This is a genomic window from Vibrio sp. Hal054 (assembly GCF_037162405.1).
GTDB classification, from domain to species: Bacteria; Pseudomonadota; Gammaproteobacteria; order Enterobacterales; family Vibrionaceae; genus Vibrio; species Vibrio diazotrophicus.
Genome location: NZ_JARLUT010000001.1, coordinates 2,241,378 through 2,261,857 on the forward strand (window position 1 = coordinate 2,241,378; position 20,480 = coordinate 2,261,857).

A 20,480-nucleotide genomic window follows, 5' to 3' on the forward strand; every position below is an offset into this window, starting at 1 on the left:
CGATAAAAAATCGCCTTTCATAGTGTGAATATCTGTAAATATCACTAAGTAATAAATGAATTACCCAAAGTTATTTCGCGAGACAGTCGTAATAACTGTCGCTCATAGAATGGAGAAACTCGAAGTAACTGCCTTTAGCTACAGGGATATCGACACCTAAAGGATCGAGAACTCCCGTTTGAGCATCACTGCCTCTCACCACACTTTCAATTACTGCAGGTTGAAACTGAGGCTCAGAGAAAACACATTTAGCTTCATTAGCAGCCAGTGCTTTACGTATGTTAATCAGAGTTTTAGCACCCGGCTTTCTGTCTGGACTGACGGTAAAATGGCCAATATTGTTCAAACCATAATGCTGCTCAAAGTAATCATAAGCATCGTGGAAAACGTAATACGGCTTATGCTTTACTTGGTCTAGCTTCGCGGCAATTTCTTTATCTGTTTGATGTAACGAATTAATAAAGTCGCTCAAATTTTTGTTGTATATGTCTTTATGCGCTACATCTGAAGCAACAAGAGCTTGTGTAATCGCCTTTGCCACCTGTTCTACCTGTTCTACGCCCAACCAAAAGTGCGGGTCATGAGTTCCATGGTTATGACCATCATGTTCATGATCATGCCCCACTTCACCATAAGAACGTAGCTTCAAATCAGGTATTTCACTTAGCGTTAAGACGTTGTCTTGCTGACTGAGAACTTTCTCCAAAAAAGGTTCCAGATCTTTACCGAACCAAATAACCAAAGAACTGTGGCGAATGGTTTTGACATCCGAAGGGCGAAGGGCGTAATCGTGTGGTGACGCATTGGCTGAGAGCAAAACTTCTGGCTCGGTCACTCCTAGTGTCAACTCATGCGTAATCATCTGAATAGGTTTAATACTTGTCAGAATGGTATTTGCCCAACTAGAAAACGGTAAGACAATTAGACTCAATAAAAGAGTGATTCTAGAAAACATGGATGTCGTATATCCTGTGGCGTTAATATTGGATAAATGTTACATTATAACATCAGTCAATTGCAAATGAGTTCCATTAATGTCAGCGCTTATTGAGTTGCAAGATATCTGCGTAGATTTCAACCAACTCCGAGTATTAGATCGCGTCAACCTTGCTCTTTCAAAAGGAAAGATAACAACCCTTATTGGACCAAATGGAGCAGGAAAATCGACTTTAGTTAGAGTACTGCTCGGTCTTCACACACCGACTTCAGGTAATGTCGTCAAAGCTAAAAATGTAAAGATTGGCTACGTTCCTCAGAAGCTAAAGCTTAACGATACGTTACCACTCACCGTAGAGCGTTTTCTTAAACTCGCTGGTAAGTATAGTCGTCAGGAACTCACCGAAGCGATGCGATTGGTTGGTGCTGAACATTTGGCAAAAAATGACATGCACAAACTCTCGGGTGGCGAAAACCAACGAGTACTGCTTGCACGTGCTTTGCTACAAAGACCTGACATCCTTGTATTGGATGAGCCTGCTCAAGGTGTGGATGTGCAAGGCCAAATTGACTTATACGATTTAATCAATACCATTCGTCAGCGTTTCGGCTGTGGTGTATTTATGGTTTCCCATGATCTTCATCTGGTAATGGCAAAAACCGATGAGGTGATTTGTTTGCATCACCATGTGTGTTGTTCCGGTACACCGGAGCACATCACCAAACACCCAAGTTATATTGCTTTATTCGGTGACCGTAGCCGAGAAACATTGGCGTTTTATCATCATAACCATGAGCACCATCATCATGATCTTTCTGGTCAGCCAGTAAAAGGCGATGCTGGTACATGTTCTCATCACTCCCATGGTCATCATCAACATGATTGAATTTCTACTTCCATCGATTCTTGCTGGTATTGGTATTGCAATTATTGCAGGACCATTAGGCTCTTTTGTCGTTTGGCGCAAAATGGCCTACTTTGGCGACACGTTAGCTCACGCCTCTCTTATGGGGCTTGCGTTGGGCTTTCTTTTGGACATCAACCTTTATTTTGCACTGCTTATTTGTTGTTTAGGATTGGCCTTCATTTTAGTAACTCTGCAAAAGCAGCAGTTGGTTGCTACCGATACATTACTTGGCATACTGGCTCACAGCTCTCTATCGCTCGGTTTGATTGCTGTTAGTTTTCTGGACAATGTTCGTATTGATTTGATGAGTTATCTGTTCGGTGATCTGCTTGCAGTAAACCCTTCTGACCTAATCTTTATCTGGAGCGGTGTGATCATTGTAGGCGCGATTCTTTATCTGTTTTGGCGTCCATTGCTTTCAAGCAGTGTGAATGAGGAACTTGCTTCGGTAGAAGGCATCAACATTGACCTGATGCGTTTGGTACTCATGCTATTAGTAGGTTTAGTTATCGCTGTGGGCATGAAGTTTGTGGGTGCTCTGATCATGACTTCACTACTTATTATTCCTGCAGCAACCGCAAGACGACTGGCTCAAACACCAGAGCAGATGGCACTGTTTGCCTCTCTAATCGGCATCATCAGTGTTCTGTGCGGACTAACTTTATCTTGGCACTTTGACACACCAGCGGGGCCTTCTGTCGTTATCAGCGCAAGCACATTGTTTATGCTTAGCCATATCGTAAAAAGAAGTTAATTATTTCTTTAATACCCGTAGAGCTTCCAATAAAAAACCCAAGCCTGAGCTTGGGTTTTCTTTATCTTGAATGAGATTACCAACCGGTAACTTCACGCAGAGCTTTACCGATGTCCGCTAGGCTCTTCACCGTTTTCACGCCAGCAGATTCAAGTGCAGCAAATTTCTCTTCCGCTGTACCTTTACCACCAGAAATGATTGCGCCCGCGTGGCCCATACGTTTACCCGGAGGAGCAGTTACACCCGCGATGTAAGAAACAACAGGCTTAGTTACGTTTTCTTTGATGAACGCTGCTGCGTCTTCTTCCGCTGTACCACCGATTTCACCAATCATTACGATTGCTTCAGTCTCTGGATCTTCTTGGAACAGTTTTAGAATATCGATAAAGTTTGAACCCGGAATTGGGTCACCACCGATACCAACACACGTAGACTGACCGAAACCTTCGTCAGTAGTCTGTTTAACCGCTTCATAAGTCAGAGTACCAGAACGAGATACGATACCTACTTTACCTTTCTTATGAATATGACCAGGCATGATACCGATCTTACATTCGTCTGGAGTAATAACACCCGGACAGTTAGGACCGATCATACGTACGCCAGTTTCTTCCAGCTTCACTTTCACATCGATCATATCGATAGTTGGGATGCCTTCCGTGATTGTTACAATTAGCTTAATACCAGCATCAATAGCTTCTAGAATTGCATCTTTACAGAATGCTGCTGGTACGTAGATAACCGTCGCTGTAGCGCCTGTTGCTTCTACTGCTTCACGTACAGTGTTGAACACAGGTAGACCTAGGTGAGTTTGACCACCTTTACCCGGAGAAACACCACCAACCATTTGCGTGCCGTAAGCGATCGCTTGCTCAGAGTGGAAAGTACCTTGGCCGCCAGTAAAACCTTGGCAGATCACTTTAGTATCTTTGTTAATAAGTACAGACATTATTTGCCCTCCGCAGCAGCAACAACTTTTTGAGCTGCGTCAGTTAGAGACTCAGCTGCAATGATATCAAGACCAGAACTTGCAAGAACTTCACGACCAAGCTCCGCGTTCGTACCTTCTAGACGAACAACAACTGGAACGCTTACGCCAACTTCTTTCACTGCTCCGATAATACCTTCTGCGATCATGTCACAGCGTACGATACCACCAAAGATGTTTACTAGAACGGCTTTTACATTGTCATCAGATAGGATGATCTTGAATGCTTCAGCTACACGCTCTTTCGTTGCACCACCACCTACATCTAGGAAGTTTGCAGGTTTGCCACCGTGTAGGTTAACAATGTCCATTGTACCCATTGCCAGACCAGCACCGTTAACCATACAGCCAACGTTACCGTCTAGAGCTACGTAGTTCAGTTCCCACTGAGCTGCATGTGCTTCACGCTCGTCTTCTTGTGAAGGATCGTGCATTTCACGCAGTTTAGGCTGACGGTACATAGCGTTTGAGTCGATGTTGATTTTACCGTCTAGGCACAATAGGTTGCCTTCGCCAGTAATCACAAGCGGGTTGATCTCTAGTAGAGCGAGGTCGTACTGAGAGAACATTTGGCCAAGACCCATAAAGATCTTAACGAATTGTTTAATTTGGTCACCAGCAAGGCCTAGTTTGAACGCAAGTTCACGACCTTGGTAAGCTTGTGGGCCTACGAGTGGATCAATCGCTGCTTTGTGAATTAACTCTGGAGTCTCTTCAGCAACTTTTTCAATTTCTACACCACCTTCTGTTGACGCCATGAACACAATTTTACGTGTAGCACGGTCAACAACTGCACCTAGGTACAATTCATTTGCGATGTTTGACGCTTCTTCAACCAGAATCTTAGCAACAGGCTGACCGTTTGCGTCTGTTTGGTAAGTTACTAGGTTTTTACCTAGCCACTTTTGAGCAAACTCTTTAACGCCTTCTTTAGTGTCGTGAAGTTCTACACCACCCGCTTTACCGCGGCCACCTGCGTGAACCTGACACTTAACGACTTTTTTCGCTGTACTGATACGGCCAGCAGCTTCGAAAGCTTCTTGTGGCGTATCACATGCATAACCTTCGGGTACAGGCAATCCAAATTCTGCAAACAGCTGTTTGGCTTGGTATTCATGCAAATTCATTTTGATATTCCGTTTGTTCTTCCTTTGAAGGAATTATTATTTCCATAACGCTACAGTCTTGGCTGCGTTTGCGTTCGTAGGGCTTTACAAATAAGTTGTTGAAACTTAGATGAAGGCCAGATGTTGGGCAGTCTAGCCTTGGGCGCTATGGGCGTCTAGTCACCCTAGGGTAACTAGACGTTTTAGCGATATTAAATGTCTAATAGCAGACGTGCAGGGTCTTCTAGTAGTTCCTTAACGGTTACTAGGAAGCCTACTGACTCACGGCCATCGATTAAACGGTGGTCGTAAGATAGAGCTAGGTACATCATAGGTAAGATTTCAATCTTACCGTCCACTACCATCGCGCGGTCTTGAATCTTATGCATACCCAAGATTGCCGCTTGTGGTGGGTTGATGATTGGCGTAGACATTAGCGAGCCAAATACACCACCGTTAGTGATAGTGAAGTTACCACCCACTAATTCATCTACCGTCAACTTACCGTCACGACCTTTAAGTGCGAGTTCTTTGATGCCTTTTTCCACTTGAGCAAAACCAAGGGTATCCGCATCTTTAAGCACTGGCGTCACCAAACCACGAGGTGTTGATACCGCAATACTGATATCAAAGAAGTTGTGGTAAACGACATCGTCGCCATCCAATGAAGCATTCACTTCTGGGTAACGTTTTAGAGCTTCTGTTACGGCTTTCACGTAGAAAGACATAAAACCAAGACGAATACCGTGGCGCTTCTCAAACTGGTCTTGATACTGCGCACGAAGATCCATAATAGGCTTCATGTTCACTTCGTTGAACGTCGTCAACATTGCAGTGCTGTTCTTCGCTTCAAGCAGACGCTCTGCAATACGCTTACGAAGGCGAGTCATCGGCACGCGTTTTTCGCTACGAGCTGCAACAGGTGCTGGCGCTGCTGCTTCAGCAACAGGAGTAGGTGCTGCTTTGTTCGATGCTAGGTGTGCTTCGATGTCTTCACGAGTAATACGACCGCCTACACCAGAACCTTTCACGTCACTCGCTTCTAGGTTGTGTTCTGCAAGCAGACGACGAACTGCTGGGCTTAGCGCATCGTTCGTTTCTTCAGTCAACGTCGCTTTGTGACGTTTGTCTGGAGAAGCTTCGCTTGAATCCGCAGAGTCTTTAGTTGGCTCGCCTGCAACAACTCCAGGAGTTAGGCGTGCAAGTAGTTGTTTAGAAAGAACGGTTGCACCTTCTTCTTCAAGAATCGCTTCTAGTACACCTTCTTCCGGAGCTGGTACTTCTAAAACAACTTTATCAGTTTCGATTTCAACAATGACTTCGTCACGAGCAACCATGTCGCCCGGTTTCTTGTGCCAAGTCGCGACAGTTGCGTCCGCTACTGATTCAGGTAAGTCTGGAACCAGAATTTCAATTGTCATATCTGTGTCTTCCTTTTACTTCTAGTTCTTAAGCTATGTTCAGAGCGTCATCAACTAACGCTTTCTGCTGCTTCAAGTGTACCGACATATAGCCTACTGCTGGTGATGCAGAAGCAGGACGGCCTGCATATTTCAAATCGGCGCCTGCTGGGATCGCCGCACGGAAATTGTGTTGACTACAGTACCAAGCGCCTTGGTTTTGAGGCTCTTCCTGACACCATACATAATCAACAGCGTTAGTGTATTGTTCGATAGCCGCTTGTACTTCTTCCATCGGGAATGGGTAAAGCTGTTCAATACGAACGATAGCAACATCATCTTGTTCATTGCTACGACGTTGCTCTAACAAGTCGTAGTAAACTTTACCTGAACAGAATACAACGCGTTTAACGTTAGCAGGGTTCAAATCGTCAATTTCACCGATAGCTGGCAAGAATGTACCTTGCGCTAGCTCTTCCATGCTTGACACACATAGAGGATGACGAAGCAGAGATTTTGGTGACATAACAATGAGCGGACGACGCATCTTACGTACAACCTGACGACGCAGCATGTGGTAAACCTGTGCTGGTGTAGAAGGTACGATAACTTGCATGTTTTGCTCTGCACATAGCTGCAGGTAACGTTCTAGACGTGCAGACGAGTGCTCTGGTCCTTGACCTTCGTAGCCGTGAGGCAGCAGCATAGTCAAACCACATAGACGAGCCCACTTCTGTTCGCCAGAAGAGATGAATTGGTCGATAACAACCTGCGCACCGTTGGCAAAGTCACCAAACTGAGCTTCCCAAATGGTTAAACCACTAGGTTCAGCTGTCGCATAACCATATTCAAATGCCAATACCGCTTCTTCAGATAACACCGAGTCCAAAACTTCAAATGGACCTTGGTTGTCATGAATATTCGCTAAAGGAATGTACGTGCTCGCGTCTGTTTGGTTGTGTAGAACCGAATGACGGTGGAAGAACGTGCCACGTCCAGAGTCCTGACCAGAGATACGAATTCGCTTACCATTATCAACCAAAGTTGCGTAAGCTAAAGTTTCCGCCATACCCCAATCAAGTTTTTTCTCACCAGTAATCATAGCCTTACGGTCGTTGTAGATTTTTTCTACACGACTTTGAAGCTTATGACTCTCTGGATGCGAACAAGTGCGTGTTGCAAGCTCTTTCAGGCGATCAAGATCAATTTGGCTATCCCAATCAATATTCCAATCGTGACCTAAGTACGGAGACCAGTCTACAGAGTGCATTGCCATTGGGCGCCATTCTTTAACGACGACTTCACCACGATCCAATGCATCACGATATTCATTCACCAATTGAGTGGCTGTCTCAATATCGCATTCTTTACGATCGATCAGCACATCAGCGTATAGCTTACGTGGTGTTGGGTGTTTTTTGATTTTCTGGTACATCAGAGGCTGAGTTGCATTTGGCTCATCAGCTTCGTTGTGTCCATGACGACGATAACAAACAAGGTCAATCACGACGTCACGTTTGAACTCATTACGGTAATCCAGTGCAATGCGTGTTACGAACGCAACCGCTTCTGGATCGTCTGAGTTAACGTGGAAGATTGGCGCCTGAACCATTTTCGCGATGTCAGTACAGTACATGGTTGAACGAGTGTCGCGAGGGTTTGAAGTCGTGAAACCAACTTGGTTGTTAACCACGATACGAACCGTACCACCAACACAGTAACCGCGAGCCAATGACATGTTAAATGTTTCAGCTACAACACCTTGCCCCGCAACAGCTGAGTCACCGTGGATAGTAATAGGAAGTACTTTGCTACCATCTTCATCGCCTAGACGATCTTGACGTGCGCGCACAGAGCCCATAACTACTGGGTTTACAATCTCAAGGTGAGAAGGGTTAAACGCCAGTGCTAAGTGAACATCGCCACCTGGAGTTGCGAAATCCGCTGAGAAACCTTGGTGATATTTAACGTCACCTGTACCCCATGTTTCGTCGTGCTTGCCAGCAAACTCATCAAACAAGTCTTGAGGTTTTTTACCCAAAACGTTAACAAGCATATTCAAGCGACCACGGTGCGCCATACCAACAACAACTTCACGCATACCGTTTTTACCGGCATGACGGATCAGCTCTTTAGTCATTGGGATTAATGCATCGCCACCTTCCAGTGAGAATCGTTTCGCGCCTGGGAATTTTGCGCCTAAATAGCGCTCAAGGCCTTCCGCTGCAGTTAATTCATCAAGGAAAGTGTTTTTCTCTTCGAGAGTGAAAGATGGCTGACCTACTACTGATTCTAAACGTTGTTGGATCCAACGCTTTTGCTCAGTGTCTGTCATGTGCATGTATTCAGCACCGATAGAACCACAATAAGTCTGTTCTAGAGATTTGTAGATGTCCTTTAACTTCATGGTTTCTGTGCCAACGGCAAAAGAACCAACGTTAAAGGTTTCTTCCATATCATCTTCGGTAAGATTGTGGAAAGCAGGATCCAATTCCGCCACTGGTGGGCGTTTCCACAAATTTAGGGGTCAAGTTTAGCAGCTTCATGTCCGCGGAAGCGGTAAGCATTGATAAGCTGTAATACTTTTACTTGTTTTGCATCGACTTCGGGGTCACTAACTTGGACATTGTAATGCTTTGTCTCTTGAGCGAGTCGTCGGAAGTAATCACGGACACGTGAATGCGGCTGTTCAACCACATTTTCAGGCTGCGTAGGCAAACCATCAAAAACACGTTTCCACTCCTCACTTACCAGATCGGGATCACTTAGATACAGTTCGTAGATATCTTCTACATAAGTTGCATTGGCGCCAGCCAAGTGTGAAGACTCGAGCCATGCCTTCATCACGCCGTTGTGCATTATTTTCCCTTAACTAGTAGGTTTCACGTTTGCTTCGGTCTATGCCGAGCTACAAAGGCAGGCCCTAGAGCCTGCAATCTTGTGACTATTTAAACAGAACGATTAATCAGCATTGATTTAATATGGCCGATTGCTTTCGTCGGATTTAACCCTTTAGGACAGACACTTACACAATTCATGATGCCATGGCAACGAAAAACGCTAAATGCATCATCAAGATTAGATAAGCGTTCATCTGTCGCAGTGTCACGACTATCAATTAACCATCGATAAGCAGCTAAAAGACCTGCAGGACCAATAAACTTATCAGGATTCCACCAGAACGAAGGACATGAAGTTGTACAACATGCACACATGATACATTCGTACAGACCATCTAAATGCGCGCGCTCTTCAGGAGACTGTAAGTTTTCACGTGAAGGAGGTAAATCACCTTCAGAGATCAGGAACGGTTTCACTTTTGCGTAGTTGTCATAGAACTGGGTCATATCAACGATCAAGTCACGAACAACTGGCAAACCAGGTAGTGGACGAATCACAATTTTACTGCCTTTAAGTGCAGATAAAGGCGTGATACATGCCAGACCGTTTTTACCATTCATGTTTAAACCATCGGAACCACAAACACCTTCACGACATGAACGACGGAATGCGATTGTAGGATCTTGTTCTTTCAGCAAAATCAGTGCATCAAGAACCATCATATCCGAGCCTTCTTCAACCTCAAGCACATACTCTTTCATATACGGCTTGTTGTCTACATCCGGGTTGTAACGATACAAAGAGAAGTTCAATTTCATTGGTTAATCCTCCCTTAGTATGTACGGATTTTTGGAGGGAACGCTTCACGATGTACAGGCGTCATGTTTACATCACGCTTGCTCATCTGTTCCGTCTCAGGGTTGTAGATAGAGTGACATAGCCAGTTAGCATCATCACGGTCTGGGAAATCGAAGCGAGCATGTGCGCCACGGCTTTCTGTACGGTAGTTCGCCGCAACAGCCGTTGAGAATGCAGTTTCCATCAAGTTATCCAGCTCTAGACACTCAATACGCTGAGTGTTGAACTCAGAAGACTTATCTGAAAGATGAGCTTCTTGCAGACGCTCACGAATCACTTTCAGCTCTTCTAAACCTTGTGCCATTGCATCACCTTCACGGAATACCGAGAAGCTGTTTTGCATACAACGTTGTAGGTCTTTACGGATTTGGAATGGGTCTTCGCCGCCTTTGCTGTTTTCCCAACGCATGGTACGCGCTAGAGAGGCTTCGATATCCGATTCAGTTGCAGGACGTGCTTCTGCTTGCGCAGCAAGAGTTTCACCTAGGTGAAGACCGGTTGCGCGACCGAATACCACTAGGTCAAGCAGTGAGTTACCACCTAGACGGTTTGCACCGTGAACAGATACAGATGCAATCTCACCACAAGCAAACAAGCCTTGAACTTCCATATCTTTACCAGAAGCATCTTGCTTAATCGCTTGACCAGAAACTTGAGTTGGTACACCACCCATCATGTAGTGACAGGTTGGAATAACTGGAATTGGTTCTTTTACTGGGTCAACGTGAGCAAAGGTACGAGAAAGTTCACAGATACCAGGTAGACGAGACTCAAGAACGTCTCTACCTAAGTGATCCAGTTTCAGCTTGATGTGTGGACCCCAAGGACCATCACAACCACGACCTTCACGAATTTCAATCATCATTGAACGAGCAACAACGTCACGACCAGCAAGGTCTTTTGCGTTTGGAGCATAACGTTCCATGAAACGTTCGCCGTCTTTATTTAGAAGGTAACCACCTTCACCACGACAACCTTCAGTTACCAATACACCCGCACCCGCAATACCTGTTGGGTGGAATTGCCACATTTCCATGTCTTGCATTGGTACACCAGCACGCAGTGCCATACCGACACCGTCACCTGTGTTGATATGAGCATTAGTCGTAGAAGCGTAGATACGACCCGCACCACCTGTTGCCAGAATCGTTGCTTTAGATTTGAAGTAACAAATCTCACCAGTTTCCATACATAGAGCAGTACAACCTAAGATGGCACCATCTTGGTTCTTCACTAAATCCAGTGCGTACCACTCAGAGAAAATGGTTGTCTTATGTTTGATGTTTTGTTGATAAAGAGTGTGCAGTAGCGCGTGACCAGTACGGTCAGCCGCAGCCGCAGTACGAGCAGCCTGCTCGCCACCAAACTCTTTAGATTGACCACCAAACGGACGTTGATAGATTGAACCATCTTCAAAACGAGAGAATGGAAGACCCATACGCTCAAGTTCGATAACAGATTCAGGACCGTTCTTACACATATATTCGATAGCATTTTGGTCACCGATGTAATCAGAACCTTTTACCGTATCGTACATGTGCCACTGCCAGTTATCTTTGTGAGAGTTACCAAGAGCAACGGTAATACCACCTTGAGCAGATACTGTGTGTGAACGAGTTGGGAATACTTTAGATAGCAAAGCACAAGATAAGCCTTGCTCAGAAATTTGCAGTGCAGCACGCATGCCAGCACCACCAGCGCCGATTACTACGGCATCAAACTCACGAACAGGAATAGTCACTTACGCACCCCACAAAACAAACAGGCCAGAGAAGAAGTACCCAAACAGAATTGCAATGACGACTAATTGAAGACCGCCACGAAGTTTAGAACACTTTACGTAGTCAGTTAGTACTTGCCATAAGCCAATCCAGCCGTGGATAAGTACTGAAACTAACGCCAACATTGTGAAGACTTTAGTAAACGTTCCTCCGAAGAAGGACGTCCATGAGGCATATGAGATATCTGTGAAAGCGCAGAAACTCACGAGATAGATCGTATAAAGAGTCATGATGATCGCGGTAGAGCGAATTAGTAAGAAATCATGAACTCCATTGCGACCGAATGAAGAAACGTTTTTTACCATACCAAGATCCCCGCCAATACAGATAGAACGGCTGTTGCACCGAAAGCAACTTTCGCACTCATTGCTCCAGATTCAAGCTCCTCGAAATGACCAAGATCCATCAATAAATGACGAATACCACCAGCAATGTGGTAGGCCAAAGCGGTTAAAATTCCCCAAAGAATAAACTTGGCGAAAAAACCACCTACAAGATGACTCGCGTCCATGAAGCCTTGTGGCGAAGATAATGATAAGGATAGTAACCAAAGTAGTATGCCGACTGCGACAAACGTAATAACCCCTGACACACGGTGAAGGATTGATGCGATTGCGCTAATCGGAAAGCTAATGGTCTGTAAATCTAAATTAACAGGTCTTGACTTTCTTTCTTTCACGGGCTTGCTCACTCAGCTCCATTGAGCATTTATAGTTATGAATGTTTTTTGGTGGCAAAGCCATAAAACTTAACATTTACTTAACAAATAATCGCTATATCTAGCACTTAAATTGTAAATAAATTGTTAACAACCAGAATAAAAACCTCTCATTCTAATTGTTTCTAGCCTTGAATTTATAAGGTTTCCACCAAAATTAACTGCGCCAATATACGGCTGGCAACATTCTAATACAATTGATGTAACAATTTTTGCTACATAGAACAGATTTTTAACTTTATATGTATAAAAAATCAAAGAAAGTGCACACATCAGATGAAGAAAATTGACTTTGATGTGGATCAGACGTAAAAAAAGGCACACAAAACATCCTGGACGGATTAAATAATAAACAAAGGAGATTGTTATGGCAGATAAGAAAGCGACCCTTCATATTGAAGGTAAAGCGCCAATTGAACTGCCGATTATGGACGGGAGTATCGGCCCACAAGTAATCGATGTTCGCAAACTTGGAGCGAATGGCTACTTCACATTTGACCCGGGTTTTCTTGCCACTGCATCCTGTGAATCTCAAATCACTTACATCGACGGCGACAAAGGTGTTCTGCTACACCGCGGTTACCCTATCGATCAGTTAGCCAATAATGCCGACTATTTAGAAGTGTGTTACATCCTTCTTTACGGTGAAGCCCCTACTCGTGAAAAATACGAAGAGTTCAAGAAAATTGTAACTCGCCACACTATGGTGCATGAGCAAATCGCAAGCTTCTTCCACGGCTTCCGTCGTGATGCTCACCCAATGGCTGTTATGTGTGGTGTAGTTGGTGCACTTGCAGCCTTCTACCATGACTCTTTAGACATCAATAATGACCAACACCGCGAAATCGCGGCATACCGTCTACTGTCTAAAATGCCAACATTGGCAGCGATGTGTTACAAGTACTCTGTAGGTCAACCATTCATTTACCCACGTAATGATCTTGGCTATGCAGAAAACTTCCTACACATGATGTTCGCAACACCATGTGAAGAGTATGACGTTAACCCAGTGGTTGCTCGCGCGATGGATAAAATCTTTACCCTTCACGCAGACCATGAACAAAACGCATCAACTTCAACAGTGCGTCTAGCTGGTTCTTCTGGTGCTAACCCGTTTGCATGTATTGCTGCAGGTATCGCATCTCTTTGGGGACCTGCTCACGGCGGTGCTAACGAAGCATGTCTACGTATGCTCGAAGAGATCGGTTCTGTAGATAAGATTCCTGAATACGTTGAGCGTGCTAAGGATAAAGATGACCCGTTCCGCTTAATGGGCTTCGGTCACCGTGTTTACAAAAACTACGACCCTCGCGCTACGGTTATGCGTGAAGCATGTCACGACGTGCTTAAAGAGCTTAACATTAAAGATCCACTATTGGATGTAGCGATGGAGCTTGAGCGTATTGCCCTATCAGATGAATACTTCATCGAGAAGAAACTTTACCCGAACGTAGATTTCTACTCAGGTATCATTCTGAAAGCGATTGGTATTCCAGTATCAATGTTCACAGTAATCTTTGCGATGTCTCGTACTATCGGTTGGATTGCACACTGGAACGAAATGCACAGCGACCCTCAAAATCGTATCGGTCGTCCGCGTCAGCTTTATACTGGTCTTACAATGCGTGACTTCGAGCCTCTACACGAGCGCGAATAACTCCGTATTAATACGTACTAATAAAAAGAGCGAGATAATATCTCGCTCTTTTTATTTCTGTTATCAACTAAACTGGATTATCAATATCAATAAAAGTCACATCAAATCCATGTTGTTCAGCTAACCATTCACCTAACGCTTTGATGCCGTATCGCTCAGTTGCATGATGACCTGCGGCAAAGTAGTGAATGTTGAGTTCTCTCGCCGAATAAGTGGTACGTTCTGAAATCTCGCCAGATATGAAAGCATCCATCCCTTGTGAAGCCGCTAACTCAATAAAATCCTGACCACCACCAGTACACCAACCCACTTGCAGTATTTTCTTATCTGCCAATTCAGGTTCGATATGTAATGGCTCGCGATTTAACACAGTAGCTATACGTTGCGCTAATTCTGCTCCCGTCATTTCTTTCTGAAGCCGACCAAACATCGCCACAGATTGTGGATGGCCTTCCAGTCCACCTTCAACTTCAATCTCTAATAGCTGAGCAAGCTGAGCGTTGTTGCCCAGTTCAGGGTGAATATCTAAGGGTAAATGATAAGCGAATAAGTTGATGTCGTTCTTTATCAATTGGCGTATGCGTTCGCCTTTCATACCACGAATCGCCTCGTTTTCACCTTTCCAAAAATAGCCATGGTGAACCAAAATCGCATCCGCATTCATCTTTATTGCCTCTTCAATGAGAGCTTTGGATGCCGTCACACCTGTGACAATTTTTTTGATTTCTTTTCGACCTTCAACTTGAAGACCATTGGGGCAATAATCTTTAATTAATTGCGGAGAGAGAGTCGCGTTCAATAACGCTTCAAACTGTAAATTATTCATCTCAAATTCCATTGCTTAATGGGTATGACGAGGTTATAACAATTTCAGAATAAATTGTCGAAATATGCTCGGGTAACTATATGGACTTAAAACCGTTAATTGATTGGGTAACAACCACCCCGTCGATATTTAAAGCTTCACCACCTATTGCAAGCAAGGCACCGTTTTCCAAGCCTGTACAAAGAAAATGGACAGCATATCAAGGCAACCAGCGACTTGGATTTTTATATCAACACCTGTGCTCTGAGCTTTTCAAATCTACCTCAACTTACAGCGCCATTGCTGAAGAAATTCAGCTTGTTCATGAAGGGAAAACATTAGGTTCTGTTGATTTCATTCTAAAAAACCGCAAAACCGAACAATTTGAGCACTGGGAAGTCGCAGTAAAATTCTATTTGCTTCATCAAGGTCTTTGGTATGGCCCGAATGCCGAAGACAGACTAGACCTTAAACTGTCTCATATGCTCAACCATCAGTTACCCCTTTCCAGCAGCGAACAGTTTTCGTTGAAACATCCTTTATGGTCGAACGCTTCACAGCACCTTCTTATGCAAGGCAGATTGTATATCAACCCATTTACTCCTGAACCAGTACCCAATGAATGCTTAGGCTTCTCTATCAACGTCGATCAAATACAAGGCCGTTGGTGTTATCAATCACAAGCTCATTTAATTAAAGAACCACTCTATCTGTTGGATAAAGCTCAGTGGCTAACAGGAAGAAATGAAGCCTCTCAACGCTACTCAGATCCACAGGAAGGATTTGTTCACTGCCAATCTGAATCGGACGTATTCTGGTTTATATTGCCAGAAACGTGGCCAGTGCAAGAACAAGCCATCTAATTATTAGTATCTCAAATGTAAAAAGAGAGGCGACCTAGTCGCCTCTCTTCATTTAAAATTCACGTAACAAACAAAAACTATAAACCAGCGGCTTTAAACACCTGATTTACGATTTCTTGAGCTTCTTTCTCGATCTGAGCTAAGTGCTCAGCGCCTTTGAAACTTTCACAGTAAATTTTATAGATATCTTCAGTACCAGAAGGACGAGCAGCGAACCAACCGAAATCAGTCGTCACTTTCAAGCCACCAATCGCAGCACCATTACCCGGCGCATGAGTAAGACGAGCCGTAATTGGGTCACCAGCCAATGTTTGAGCAGCAACCATTTCAGCTGAAAGTTTACTTAACACGTCTTTCTGTGGACCATTAGCTACCGCTTGAATACGGTTGTAGCGAGATTCACCGTGCTTAGCTGCTAATTCATCATAATATTGCTGAGGATTTTTACCCGTCACGGCGGTAATTTCAGCCGCTAATAAGCATAAGATGATGCCGTCTTTATCCGTTGACCAAGGCGTGCCATCTTTACGTAGGAAAGAAGCACCTGCGCTCTCTTCTCCACCAAAGCCAAATTTACCGCTGTATAAGCCATCAACAAACCATTTGAAGCCAACTGGCACTTCGCACAGTTCACGACCAAGATCCGCAACAACCTTATCGATAATCGCGCTGGATACCAGTGTTTTACCTACAGCAACCTCTTTGCCCCAACCGTCACGATGGCGGTATAGGTAATCGATACATACTGCTAAGAAATGGTTTGGATTCATTAAACCTTTTGGTGTAACGATACCGTGGCGGTCGTAATCTGGGTCATTACCAAATGCCAGATCATACTCATCTTTAAGCGCAAGCAGACCTGCCATTGCATAAGGTGATGAACAGTCCATACGAACCACACCGTCTTTATCTAAAGACATAAACTGGAACGTTGGGTCAATTGCTTCGCTCACCAGCGTTAAATCTAGGTTGTATGCTTTACCAATTTGGCGCCAGTAATCAATACCGCTTCCGCCTAATGGATCAACACCAATTTTCAGGTTCGCTTTTTGAATCGCGTCCATATCGATAACGTTAACCACGTCATCAATATAAGGCTTCACCAAATCCACTTGTTTGAACAGTGGAGATTGTTTTGCTTCGCTAATCGCAACACGTTTTACGTCTTGCATATTGTTAGCGATGATCTCGTTAGCACGATCTTCAATCGCTTTGGTTAACTGACCTTCCGCAGGACCACCGTGAGTCGGGTTATATTTGATACCGCCATCCTGAGGTGGGTTGTGAGACGGTGTGATCACAATACCGTCTGCTTTCGCGTCATGCTTTAAGTTGTAAGTCAGGATCGCATGAGAAATACCCGGTGTTGGTGTGTAGCCGTTGTTCTCTTGCACAATCACTTCGACACCATTTGCAATCAGCACTTCAACGACAGAGCTGAATGCAGGTTCAGAAAGAGCATGGGTATCTTTACCAACAAATAGAGGACCTTTTGTACCTTGTGCTGCACGCACTTCAACCACAGCCTGAGCAATCGCCAAAATATGATTTTCGTTGAAGGTTGATTTATCCGCTGTGCCGCGGTGACCTGAAGTACCGAATTCTACTTTATGTGCAGAGTTACTTGGATCAGGTTGGAGTAGGAAGTAGTTTGCGACTAACGCAGGAATGTTATGTAAATCTTCTTGTTGCGCTTTCTGCCCAGCACGCGGGTGCATAGCCATAATGACATCCTTTCTAAAATTCAGACAAAATAAAACCTCATAATACGAACTTTGTATTGTGCATTATGAGGTTTGAATCAGACTTTTTTGTTTTTCAGTTCGAGATTTAGATCGCGCTTTCTCTTTAGTGAACGTTCTCTTTGTAGTTAACGTTCGTATTAGATAGCGTTGGTTACTTTCTCGATAATGTCCGCAGGGAAATTCATCAGCGTCATCACTTGCTCAACCATCTGCTGTTTGCGGCTGGTGTTGTTGTTAGTGATAACCCAGAATGGCGTATTAGGAATCGCTTTTGGCTTTGTTGTTTGACCATTAGCCAATAAGGTCTGTTCGTTATCAGCAAAATACACACGTTTACGGCCTTTAACTGACATAGCGTCAGAGAAACTTGCCGAATCAATACGGTAAAGTGTCGACAGCACCAACATAAAACGGTCGACAGCTTTCTTTAATCCCGCAAACTCATCAGAAATCAGTAAAGTGCGCATTTCTTTTACGCTATCCACTTTCGTTTCTTGAGCAGCATCTTTACTCACAACGATACCTTTCGGTTCAGCAGCTATAGCAGACACAGCAGGAGCTTCTGGCTTAGCAGAAGATGTGTTCTTGTTATCTACATCCAACAGACGGCGCAAAATATCAGACGCGCTCTCACCGATATGAAGGGTTTGACCCGCGATGTAGCGGTATAGATCCTCATCAACCTCTATTGTTTTCATTCGCTTTTCACAATCTCAATGTTTAAACTCTGAGGGATTATAGCGAGATCTTTGCCGAGACTCTACGTTAAAGCAATCACTAATAAGATAAAATGTCAGCACTTCTAAATTATAAACTCGAAGGTGAGGGTCACACCGTTGTTTTGATCCACGGCTTATTTGGCAACTTAGACAATTTAGGTTTACTCGCCCGTGATTTAAAAACCGATCACCAAGTACTGAGTATTGACCTGCGCAACCATGGTCAATCCTTTCATAGTGACGAACATGACTATGCGGTGATGGCTAATGATGTAAAGCAGCTTCTTGAGTCACTTAACATTGAAAAAGCGATTGTGATTGGTCACTCGATGGGTGGCAAAGTTGCGATGAAGCTGGCTGATATTGATGCTTCGAGACTAGAGAAACTCGTGGTACTTGATATGTCTCCGGTCAAATACACCAAGCGTAAACATGATGCAGTCATCGCAGGGTTAGATTCCGTACTAGAAAACAAACCCTCTTCACGCGGTGAAGTCATGGAGCTATTAGCCCAGCACATCGAAGAAGACGGAGTTCGCCAGTTCTTGGGCAAATCGCTTACCAAGCAAGATGACCATATGACTTGGCGTTTCAATGTACCAAGCATCAAACAGAACTACTGGAATATCATCGGCTGGGAACCCATTGCCCCTTGTGATGTCCCAACACTGTTTATTAAAGGTGGTAACTCAGACTATCTAACCGCTGAGCATCAACCTCAAATACAAGCGCAGTTTAAGCAGGCAAAAGCACACGTCATCGCTAATACAGGCCACTGGTTACATGCAGAAAAGCCAGCAGAAGTATTACGCGCCATTCGCAAGTTTATTGACTAAAGAGCAATTTATAGCCAATAAGCCAACTAAGTGTGAATTCGGTAATGTTGCATCCATTAACTTTGCTTAATAACAGTGGTATAGTGCGCGCAAGCAAATTGGCATAAAGGATACCCATGCTGTACGACTACATGAATATGCTCGAATCTATCGGGCTAGACTTGCTTTTTGCATCTATCTTTTTCTTAATCGGTATGGCGATTAAAGATGTATTGAAACAAGGTAATGTGCCAATTTTTGGCCGTCGTATTGTTTGGTTAGTTCTATTTTTAGGTTGTGCAGGCTTTATCGCAAAAGGTCTTATCCAACTCAGTTGGGAAGGCACAGGTTTGGGTTAATTCCCCCAACTCGTCGATTTCCCCGCAACCCATAACAATTTAAAGGTAAAGGCTCTATGGCAAGTGTAGGTATCTTCTTTGGTAGCGATACAGGTAACACCGAAGCGATTGCAAAGATGATTCAAAAACAACTCGGTAAAAATCTGGTTCATGTTCAAGATATTGCGAAAAGCAGCAAAGAGGACATCGATAACTTCGATCTTTTACTTCTAGGTATTCCTACTTGGTATTACGGTGAAGCTCAATGTGACTGGGATGACTTTTTCCCAGAACTAGAAGCCATTGACTTCTCTACTAAGCTGGTTGCAATTTTCGGCTGTGGTGACCAAGAAGATTACGCAGAATACTTCTGTGATGCGATGGGTACAGTACGTGACATCGTTGAAGCAAAAGGTGCAACTATCGTAGGTAACTGGTCAACAGAAGGCTACGAGTTTGAAGCGTCTAAAGCACTTGTTGATGAAAACCACTTTGTAGGTTTATGTATCGATGAAGACCGCCAACCTGAATTGACAGAAGAGCGTGTCACTAAGTGGGTACAACAAGTTTATGAAGAAATGTGTCTTGCTGAACTAGAAGACTGATCGTTTCTCTTGAAAATAAGCCCTTGCATTGCAGGGGGCTTATTTTTATCCATCAAAAACGACAAGTACGCGAATCAACTTGTCCCAAGTTGATACTCTCAGAGTTAATTCACCGACTCGGTACACGCTTCATCATCGCCTTCGCGATATTTAGGTTTCTTCCGTACGTACAATTTACGGTGCACTTCAGAGACGACTTCACCACGTGCATTCTTGACGTGAATAATGAATTCAGGAAAACACTTATCCCCTGTCGCAGTCATATTTAAAATCGAATTTAATTGCTCATCAGTAATCCTGAACTCAGCAAACAGATCTGAATGTCCGGGCTTTATGAAGTTGATACTCGCCTCTTTATCCCAAACGTAATACTGCTCTCCGAGAATGCCCATTAACATCAGAGAATAAACGGGATCGGTTAAAGAAAAAATGCTGCCCCCATATTGGCTTCGATTGGCATTTTTGTTCCACCAGCGTAATTTCAAACGCATTTTTGCTTCGCGAAAATCCGTACTAATAGACTCAATTTTTATGCCCGCCCCCAGAACGGAGGCCAACTATTCAATGCATACTTCACAATATTAGGTTTATATAGCTTCGAGAGTATTTTATTCATGCTATCCGTGCCTTAGACTCTAGATTG

General features: G+C 44.0%; 18 protein-coding genes and 2 pseudogenes. 7 read left to right on the top strand and 13 right to left on the bottom strand.

All coding sequences use genetic code 11. From position 1 onward, the window contains the following. Positions 1 to 70 precede the first annotated feature (70 nt). Positions 71 to 955 (bottom strand): zinc ABC transporter substrate-binding protein ZnuA, encoded by an 885-nt coding sequence (gene znuA, locus P4S58_RS10315; protein ID WP_102963115.1) that lies wholly within the window; start codon positions 953 to 955, stop codon positions 71 to 73. Between the two features lie 79 nt (positions 956 to 1,034). Here znuA and znuC point away from each other — a divergent pair, with 79 nt between their 5' ends. Together znuC and znuB are read left to right on the top strand one after the other, a co-directional pair. Next, positions 1,035 to 1,823 (top strand): zinc ABC transporter ATP-binding protein ZnuC, encoded by a 789-nt coding sequence (znuC, locus tag P4S58_RS10320; RefSeq protein ID WP_042483893.1) that lies wholly within the window; start codon positions 1,035 to 1,037, stop codon positions 1,821 to 1,823. Beyond that, on the top strand, positions 1,816 to 2,598 hold the full coding sequence (znuB, locus tag P4S58_RS10325; RefSeq protein ID WP_042484160.1) for a zinc ABC transporter permease subunit ZnuB: 783 nt from the start codon (positions 1,816 to 1,818) through the stop codon (positions 2,596 to 2,598). The genes znuC and znuB overlap by 8 nt, the downstream gene beginning before the upstream one ends. Before the next feature lie 76 nt (positions 2,599 to 2,674). On the opposite strand, the gene sucD is transcribed toward znuB, so the two are convergent. From sucD to sdhC, 8 genes and pseudogenes are all read right to left on the bottom strand, one after another. After that, positions 2,675 to 3,547, bottom strand: a complete 873-nt coding sequence (gene sucD, locus P4S58_RS10330) for a succinate--CoA ligase subunit alpha (protein ID WP_102952736.1) — start codon at positions 3,545 to 3,547, stop codon at positions 2,675 to 2,677. After that, positions 3,547 to 4,713: an ADP-forming succinate--CoA ligase subunit beta gene (sucC, locus tag P4S58_RS10335; RefSeq protein WP_042483897.1), complete on the bottom strand. Its 1,167-nt coding sequence runs from the start codon at positions 4,711 to 4,713 to the stop codon at positions 3,547 to 3,549. Before sucC ends, sucD begins: the two co-directional genes overlap by 1 nt. A gap of 191 nt (positions 4,714 to 4,904) precedes the next feature. Then, positions 4,905 to 6,113 (bottom strand): 2-oxoglutarate dehydrogenase complex dihydrolipoyllysine-residue succinyltransferase, encoded by a 1,209-nt coding sequence (gene odhB, locus P4S58_RS10340; RefSeq protein WP_337163902.1) that lies wholly within the window; start codon positions 6,111 to 6,113, stop codon positions 4,905 to 4,907. A 28-nt stretch (positions 6,114 to 6,141) separates the two neighbouring features. After that, positions 6,142 to 8,951, bottom strand: a pseudogene (gene sucA, locus P4S58_RS10345) (2-oxoglutarate dehydrogenase E1 component). Positions 8,952 to 9,040: 89 nt separating this feature from the next. After that, positions 9,041 to 9,751: a succinate dehydrogenase iron-sulfur subunit gene (locus tag P4S58_RS10350; protein WP_042483907.1), complete on the bottom strand. Its 711-nt coding sequence runs from the start codon at positions 9,749 to 9,751 to the stop codon at positions 9,041 to 9,043. A gap of 14 nt (positions 9,752 to 9,765) precedes the next feature. After that, on the bottom strand, positions 9,766 to 11,532 hold the full coding sequence (sdhA, locus tag P4S58_RS10355; RefSeq protein WP_042483910.1) for a succinate dehydrogenase flavoprotein subunit: 1,767 nt from the start codon (positions 11,530 to 11,532) through the stop codon (positions 9,766 to 9,768). Beyond that, a complete protein-coding gene (gene sdhD, locus P4S58_RS10360) occupies positions 11,533 to 11,877 on the bottom strand; it encodes a succinate dehydrogenase, hydrophobic membrane anchor protein (protein WP_042483912.1) in 345 nt (114 codons plus the stop codon). Continuing rightward, positions 11,871 to 12,263: a succinate dehydrogenase cytochrome b556 subunit gene (sdhC, locus tag P4S58_RS10365; protein WP_042483914.1), complete on the bottom strand. Its 393-nt coding sequence runs from the start codon at positions 12,261 to 12,263 to the stop codon at positions 11,871 to 11,873. The genes sdhD and sdhC overlap by 7 nt, the downstream gene beginning before the upstream one ends. Before the next feature lie 394 nt (positions 12,264 to 12,657). Between sdhC and P4S58_RS10370 the strand changes: the two genes are divergently transcribed. Next, the gene (locus tag P4S58_RS10370; protein WP_042483918.1) at positions 12,658 to 13,947 is read left to right on the top strand and encodes a citrate synthase; all 1,290 of its coding nucleotides are present in this window, start codon (positions 12,658 to 12,660) and stop codon (positions 13,945 to 13,947) included. A 67-nt stretch (positions 13,948 to 14,014) separates the two neighbouring features. Here P4S58_RS10370 and P4S58_RS10375 read toward each other — a convergent pair whose 3' ends face one another. Continuing rightward, the gene (locus P4S58_RS10375; protein WP_180980137.1) at positions 14,015 to 14,773 is read right to left on the bottom strand and encodes a Nif3-like dinuclear metal center hexameric protein; all 759 of its coding nucleotides are present in this window, start codon (positions 14,771 to 14,773) and stop codon (positions 14,015 to 14,017) included. Positions 14,774 to 14,853: 80 nt separating this feature from the next. Between P4S58_RS10375 and P4S58_RS10380 the strand changes: the two genes are divergently transcribed. Next, positions 14,854 to 15,615, top strand: a complete 762-nt coding sequence (locus tag P4S58_RS10380; RefSeq protein ID WP_337163903.1) for a DUF1853 family protein — start codon at positions 14,854 to 14,856, stop codon at positions 15,613 to 15,615. Positions 15,616 to 15,692: 77 nt separating this feature from the next. Here P4S58_RS10380 and pgm read toward each other — a convergent pair whose 3' ends face one another. Next, entirely contained in the window at positions 15,693 to 17,339 is a 1,647-nt protein-coding gene (gene pgm / locus P4S58_RS10385) for a phosphoglucomutase (alpha-D-glucose-1,6-bisphosphate-dependent) (protein ID WP_337163904.1), read from the bottom strand. A 158-nt stretch (positions 17,340 to 17,497) separates the two neighbouring features. Beyond that, positions 17,498 to 18,058 carry a replication initiation negative regulator SeqA gene (gene seqA / locus P4S58_RS10390; protein WP_042483927.1) on the bottom strand — a complete coding sequence of 187 codons (561 nt, stop codon included), beginning with the start codon at positions 18,056 to 18,058 and terminating at the stop codon, positions 17,498 to 17,500. A gap of 92 nt (positions 18,059 to 18,150) precedes the next feature. Here seqA and P4S58_RS10395 point away from each other — a divergent pair, with 92 nt between their 5' ends. The 3 genes from P4S58_RS10395 (at position 18,151) to fldA (ending at position 19,837) form a co-directional block, all read left to right on the top strand. After that, positions 18,151 to 18,915 (top strand): alpha/beta fold hydrolase, encoded by a 765-nt coding sequence (locus tag P4S58_RS10395; protein WP_337163906.1) that lies wholly within the window; start codon positions 18,151 to 18,153, stop codon positions 18,913 to 18,915. A 116-nt stretch (positions 18,916 to 19,031) separates the two neighbouring features. Further along, entirely contained in the window at positions 19,032 to 19,253 is a 222-nt protein-coding gene (locus tag P4S58_RS10400) for a DUF2788 domain-containing protein (protein ID WP_337163907.1), read from the top strand. 56 nt (positions 19,254 to 19,309) lie between these two features. Beyond that, the gene (fldA, locus tag P4S58_RS10405) at positions 19,310 to 19,837 is read left to right on the top strand and encodes a flavodoxin FldA (RefSeq protein WP_042483937.1); all 528 of its coding nucleotides are present in this window, start codon (positions 19,310 to 19,312) and stop codon (positions 19,835 to 19,837) included. A 104-nt stretch (positions 19,838 to 19,941) separates the two neighbouring features. On the opposite strand, the pseudogene P4S58_RS10410 reads toward fldA, so the two are convergent. Beyond that, a pseudogene (locus P4S58_RS10410) lies at positions 19,942 to 20,453 on the bottom strand (DUF4442 domain-containing protein). Positions 20,454 to 20,480: the final 27 nt, after the last annotated feature.